This window comes from Lysinibacillus sp. NPDC093197 (assembly GCF_044754025.1).
In the GTDB taxonomy this organism is placed as follows: domain Bacteria; phylum Bacillota; class Bacilli; order Bacillales_A; family Planococcaceae; genus Lysinibacillus.
Window position 1 is genome coordinate 636,390 of record NZ_JBIVOH010000002.1, and the last position, 6,000, is coordinate 642,389.

The 6,000-nt window shown below is 34.0% G+C and carries 3 protein-coding genes; all 3 read right to left on the bottom strand.

Annotated features, from left to right (window positions below):
- Positions 1-42: 42 nt before the first annotated feature.
- Complete coding sequence (locus ACIP9G_RS08995) at positions 43-1,338, bottom strand: opine metallophore biosynthesis dehydrogenase (protein WP_401018856.1); 1,296 nt, start codon at positions 1,336-1,338, stop codon at positions 43-45.
- A 23-nt stretch (positions 1,339-1,361) separates the two neighbouring features.
- Positions 1,362-2,156, bottom strand: coding sequence for a nicotianamine synthase family protein (locus ACIP9G_RS09000; protein WP_401018857.1), 795 nt, complete (start codon positions 2,154-2,156; stop codon positions 1,362-1,364).
- A gap of 566 nt (positions 2,157-2,722) precedes the next feature.
- The coding region (locus ACIP9G_RS09005; protein WP_401018858.1) for an S-layer homology domain-containing protein at positions 2,723-6,000 on the bottom strand (3,278 nt) is incomplete at its 5' end.

Sequence of the window (6,000 nt, forward strand, 5' to 3'; positions counted from 1 at the left end):
AATATATTCACTTTTGCCTCCAAAACGGAAATTTGTATGTTTTTAATTAGTATAAATCTCCTTATAAATCATCTCGATTTCTTGTGAAAAGGATTTTATTTGGAAGGCTTCTGAATAAAGTTTATCCTCAGAAGATGCCACTACTTGTTGCAGTTTTTCTTCATAGGTTTGTACAAAATGATCAAGTGTTGGAGTTTTTAATTTTAGTGCATTCGCAATCCCTTGGATGATTTTCACACGATAATAATCCTCTTTTGGCATTCTAGGAATATCCCATTCTCCGTCGTGATTTATAAAAATTCCTCTAAGAGGAACTGCTGAAAAATCAAAGTATCTTCCTTCTTCATTTGGTATAGAAAATGGATCAATTAATAAGGAAGCATAACGAATATAGAGCAGATATTCTTGATGGATGGGCTCAAGATGATTAAAATTTTCTATATCTTGTCTTTCTATGCTTTTTGGGTGTAATGGATAATTATCATCTACCATAAACTGTAATAGATTAAGCGGTTGAATATTGAAGTGTTTCACAATTTCCATCATTTCTTTCCAATAATTTAATAAATACCGAATCGTTGTATAAGTAATGGGACCTTCAGGATAAAGTTTATAAACATACTTCGTTACGGTATTGGCATCAAATATTGCTTTTAATGAAAAAGCATTCATAAATAAAGGAGGATGGACGTACAACGAAATATTTCTTGTCTCTGCTTCAAGAGGAGATGCTAATTTTTTTAATTGAATCCCTAAATGACGAAACAGTTTAGTTAATTCAGCCACTCTATTCGATATTGAGTAAGTTGATCCGATATAAACTGTTTTTTTTATGCCTGTTGTCAATACTTCATTTGATGGCATACTACCTAACCATCTAGTATCCCCGTAATATGTTGAAAAGCTAATTACCTCAGCCTGAGGTGAAAGATTATTTAATAAATTTGAAATTAAATGACTAGAGCCAAATGTAGGCGAAATTAATATAAAACAGCTAGCATTCTTCAACACGGTAGAATCGATTTGCGCTAATACTGATAAATACGAATCTGTTGTAATGCTAAGCACAATAGTATCCCAATTACCAGATACTGAATGATAACCTTTAAATAAAGTATCAATTGTACATTCTCCTGCAACAGACTGATGTTGTTTATTTTGTACATATACATTAAGTGCAAGTTGATGTTGCATGACGTTTTCAAAGAAAGCCTTGGAGCGTAAAGATTCTCGACCAGCAATAGCTACTTTACTATTAAAATAATTTTTGAAATTTACAGCTAGTTGAATTGCTGTTGGCCCAGTTCCTAGCAATAAAACGTTATTAAAATCAGTCATTGCCATCTCCTCGTCCATATATGTCATTGTACTTTTTGATACAAAATAACATCAAATACACTTTGAGGATGTATAATTTCCTCAACTATATGCCATTTCGTTTCGTCTACTTTTTGCATGGGATAATTAAAAAGAGACTTTAACCCATTACCATAACGCATCGCAATTAGCACATCTTTATTAGTTAAATCATATAATTGATCTAATATGGCATATTTATTGCTAACAGTTGAACTAAATATAATATGACTAATCTGTTTTATAACTGTTAGTTCCCCTACTGTCTTCTTATCAATTTGAATTGATAAATGTCTTCCTAATATATTTACTACATGTCTTCCCAACCGAACCGCTTCATCATCAATATCAATTCCAAAAACTTCTGCGCCAGTTCGTTCCGCAACCATTAATAATGTTAAAGGGAAAGCCCCAGAACCTACCATGAGTATTTTCGACTGACTGTTAATGTGAAAATCCCCAAATTCCTTTTCAATGCAGTCCTCTATATTACGAAAATAATCAGTTATCTCCTCGTTTTCTAATCCCAATACTAAAGCTCGATATTTTTCTACGATTTGGATACAAACAGAAGAATTATTTCTGAGATTTTCAATTAATGCTATGATTTCAATCGATAGCTTTAGATGATTCCAATGTTTTTCATTGTCACGATTTGTAATAAAAGAAGAATAATTATCGATTAGCTCACACAACTCTAAATACTCAACTTTGAGATGGTTATTGTGTTGATTGATTATTAACTTAAATTTTTTATCAAAGTAATGTAATTTCTTTAAAAACAAATCTACATCCTTCACTTGCCCCACTCCTATGTTTGAGGATTAAAGTTCAATATATGCCGTTTCTTTTAATACTATTTCATCGCTTCCTTGGATATGTTTCCTTTCACAATAAAAACGAGCCATAAATATTGCCGCTTCGGTAGTAAAACTAGCGATTTATATAAATTAGTAAAATTAAATTAAGTTTTACTTATAATGAAAGATGTAGTATTTTTTCAATATTAATTCACTTACATTTCAAGTGGAGGTTGCTAAAACACAGTCTATTTTGAAAGCATCCATGAAATTAGGAGCTATATCAAAAATGGCAAAAGCATTTGCATTTACTTTTTCACGCGGAATATAGAGGGTAGTTGAAGTGGCTAGAGATGTGCTACAAAAAGAAGATAACTAGAAAGTTTAAAAAAGATAAAAAATGCAATTCAAGTTCAACTTGAATTGCATTTTCTCACGATTGGATGAGGCAATGTACTAAGACTACAAAATGCACATAGCTTCACAAGTAAGCCTAATTACCTCACCCAACTTTACGAAAGAGTTTTTGGGATAGTAATAGTACCTAACTTTAAATTATTAAGCGTTTAAATTAAATTTACTAACTCTAGTGAACGTTTTAATATTTTCGCCATTTGTGCACGTGTTAAATTACTTTGTGGGTTTAAATAGCCATTAGACCCTGTCATAATGTCTAATGCTTGTAATTCGGATACTGCTTGTAATTCGGATACTGCTTGCTTCGCGTAGTCAAATACTTTATTAGCATCTTTGTACGTTAAAGCATTTTTATCAACTGTTACTTTATAGCCTTTGTATTCAAGCATACGCAATATAATTGCTGCTGCTTGTTGACGTGTAATATTTGCATTTGGATTAAATGTTGTGGCATTGACACCTTTTACAATACCAATCTCTGCAAGTGCTTGTACCTCTTTTTCATACCATTTGCCTTTCACATCCGTAAACGCAGTTTCTTTATTGGATGAAATATTTAAAGCACGAGCTATCATTACTGCAAATTGCGCACGCGTGATGTTTCTATTTGGACTAAATGTTGTGGCTGATGTACCTGTTGTTATGCCAGCTGCATATAAAGCTGAAATTTCATCCTTACTGAATACATTGTCGATATCTGTAAATGGATTTTCAACAATAGCATCATTTACAATATTTGTATCTTCTTCTACGATTGTTGCTTCTCCCTCTAAAGCAGGGACATTAAACGTAAAGAATAATGTGTACGCCCCATAGCCTAAGCTTCCTGAATCGACAAATATTTTCGTTACGCCATTTTGATCTTGCACTAATGGTAAACGAACCACGCGCACTTGATCCAATTTTTCACCTTTAGAACTAATAATCTCGATATCTTGTTGCTTACCTTCTGCATCAATATAAGCAAGTGTTTCGAAACCATACGCCTTACCGATTAGTGTCATTTCGATATAACGTTTATCATCAATTGTCACTAATTCTGCTTTCGTGAAGTAAGGTGCTAGGTAGTTCGTAATAAAATCAGGTATTTTACCATTTGGATCAGCTTCCATTTTATATGTGATTGGCTGGCGAGTAATCTTTTCATTTGTTATTGTCTTCGTTGCAGTTACATTTGAGGTAATTGTCTTATTAGCAGTTACCGCTTCAAATACAAGGTTATCAAGTGTCTCCATTTCAAATGAAAGTGTAGCCGTTTTTTCATTTGCTATAGGGACTAATGATGCTGCTTTATTTGACCATTTTGCAATTTCTTTACCATTTTGTTTCACAATAAATTGTTGCAAATTGTTACCTGTATTCAATGTAAGCGTCACTTTATATTTGTTATCTTCAAATACAGTGTTTGCTTTTTGTAAGAATGCTATTAGTTCTTTTGCATTCTGTTGAATCTCAAATTTCACTGCGCCCTCTTGAATAAAGTTACCTACCGTTTGGTCTAGCTTTGTTTCATCTTTAGGTAAATCTTTTTTCATCTGAGGAATTGGAATAATTGGGCCACTTGTAATTGGGAAGGTTGTACTATCACTTATTTTCGAAAGTGAAGATTCATGAAATTCTAAATAGATATGATAGTCATGATGATAGTTCAAATCCTCAATATCTACTTTTACCCATGCATTATAACGCCCAGATATGCTTGGTAATGCAAATTGAACTATTCGGATATCATTTGTATCAGTAATTGTAGTAGGTGTTACGCCATTCACTGTAAAGTCAGTAATCCACGAACTATTTTTTAATGTTAATTGAACTTGGTATGAAGAACCATTTCTCACGACATACGCTGGTTTAATAACATACTGGTCCATCATTGAAGTACCCGAACCTGACCCCTTTATGAATGTATAGTCTACTGTATACAGCCCATTAGTTGATTGCATTGTACTGCCACTTGGTAATGCTCCAGCATTTGGGACACTTGTACTATCATTAACCTTTGAAAGTGATGCTTCATCTATCTTAGTAGCTGTTACATTGGCTGTGATCGTTTTATTATTCGTTACTGCTTCAAAAACAAGGTTCTCTAATGTGTCTATTTCAAATGAAAGTGTAGAAGATTTTGTATTTGCAAAAAATACTAATGAAGCTACTTTTGGATTGGACCATTTTGCAATTTCTTTACCATTTTGTTTCACAACAAATTCTCGCAAGTTATTTCCAGTATTTAAAGCAAGTGTCACTTTATATTTGTTATCTTGAAATACGGTACTTGCTTTTTCTATAAATGTTGTGATCTCTTTTGCATTTTGTGGAATTTCAAATCGAACTTGTCCTTCTTGAGTAAAGTTCCCTGTATCCCCTTCTATCGTAGTTGTCCCATTACTTGTTGTTTGTTCAGAGTTTCCAGTGCTAGAGTTGGAATTGCCATCGGTATTTGAATTATTATTGTTCTCCCCAGAACCTGATTCACTGCTGTTAGTATTTCCTTCTGAACCACCCTTCGTTTGCTCTGTTTGTTGAGAATGTTCTTTTTCCTCAGTTTGATCTGTTTGCTGCGATTGTTCTTTTTCCTCAGTTTGGCCTGTTTGCTGAGACTGTTCTTTTTGCTCAGTTTGGCCTGTTTGCTGAGATTGTTCTTTTTGCTCAGTTTGGCCTGTTTGCTGAGATTGTTCTTTTTGCTCAGTTTGGCCTGTTTGCTGAGATTGTTCCTTTTGCTCAGGTTGTTTTGTTTGCTGAGACTGTTCTTTTTGCTCAGTTTGTTTTGTTTGCTGAGATTGTTCTTTTTGCTCAGTTTGGCCTGTTTGCTGAGACTGTTCTTTTTGCTCAGTTTGGCCATTTTGCTGAGACTGTTCTTTTTGCTCAGTTTGTTTTGTTTGTTGAGATTGTTCTTTTTGCTCAGGTTGTTTTGTTTGCTGAGACTGTTCTTTTTGCTCAGGTTGTTTTGTTTCCTGAGATTGGTCTTTTTGCTCAGTTTGTTTTGTTTCCTGAGACTGTTCTTTTTGCTCAGTTTGGCCTGTTTGCTGAGACTGTTCTTTTTGCTCAGGTTGTTTTGTTTGCTGAGACTGTTCTTTTTGCTCAGGTTGGTCTGTTTGCTGAGATTGTTCTTTTTGCTCAGTTTGGCCTGTTTGCTGAGACTGTTCTTTTTGCTCAGGTTGTTTTGTTTCCTGAGATTGGTCTTTTTGCTCAGGTTGTTTTGTTTGCTGAGACTGTTCTTTTTGCTCAGGTTGTTTTGTTTCCTGAGATTGGTCTTTTTGCTCAGTTTGTTTTGTTTGCTGAGACTGTTCTTTTACCTCAGTTTGTTTTGTTTGCTGAGACTGTTCTTTTTGCGCAGGTTGTTTTGTTTCCTGAGATTGGTCTTTTTGCTCAGTTTGTTTTGTTTGCTGAGACTGTTCTTTTACCTCAGTTTGTTTTGTTTGCTGAGACT

Bases quoted from the DNA above. Each gene is read 5' to 3' on its own strand.
- ACIP9G_RS08995 (WP_401018856.1), bottom strand. From the start codon at position 1,338: ATGACTGATTTTAATAACGTTTTATTGCTAGGAACTGGGCCAACAGCA.